Below are 688 nucleotides of genomic sequence, written 5' to 3'. Positions count from 1 at the left end.
GCGGAACAGCTACAGCCAATGAACTTATTACTGTTACACCTATCAATGATAATCCAGTAGCAGTTAATGATAATTATACTGTTGCCGAAGATGCAACTGTAACTTTAACCCCATTAGCATTAGATTCAGATGTTGATGGCGATACTTTAACGATTACTTCAATCAACGGAACTGCATTGACAGGCGGAGTTCAGAGTATTTCAGTTACAAATGGAACTGTAAATATTTCTGCGACAGGTGTGATTACTTTTACGCCGACAACCAACTTTAATTCGGCTACGGCAATCAGTATTCCTTATGTTATCAGCGATGGTCATGGCGGAACAGCTACAGCCAATGAACTTATTACTGTTACACCTATCAATGATAATCCAGTAGCAGTTAATGATAATTATACTGTTGCCGAAGATGCAACTGTAACTTTAACCCCATTAGCATTAGATTCAGATGTTGATGGCGATACTTTAACGATTACTTCAATCAACGGAACTGCATTGACAGGCGGAGTTCAGAGTATTTCAGTTACAAACGGAACTGTAAGTATTTCTGCTACAAATGTTATTACGTTTACAGCAGGTTTAAATTATAATGGAGCCATCAGTTTCCCTTACGTTATCAGCGATGGTCACGGCGGAACAGCTACAGCCAATGAACTTATTACCGTTACACCGGTAAATGATAATCCAGT

The 688-nt window shown here is 39.0% G+C and carries 1 protein-coding gene; it reads left to right on the top strand.

Features of this window, described 5'->3' with window-relative positions; all coding sequences use genetic code 11:
• A partial coding sequence (locus GKZ86_RS25185; RefSeq protein ID WP_154785765.1) for an Ig-like domain-containing protein occupies positions 1-688 on the top strand: 688 nt, incomplete at both ends.

The sequence above is a fragment of the Flavobacterium sp. LC2016-13 genome (genome assembly GCF_009707955.1).
In the GTDB taxonomy this organism is placed as follows: Bacteria; Bacteroidota; Bacteroidia; order Flavobacteriales; family Flavobacteriaceae; genus Flavobacterium.
Note: the sequence above shows the minus strand (reverse complement) of the source record. Positions and strands in the feature narration are given on the sequence as shown.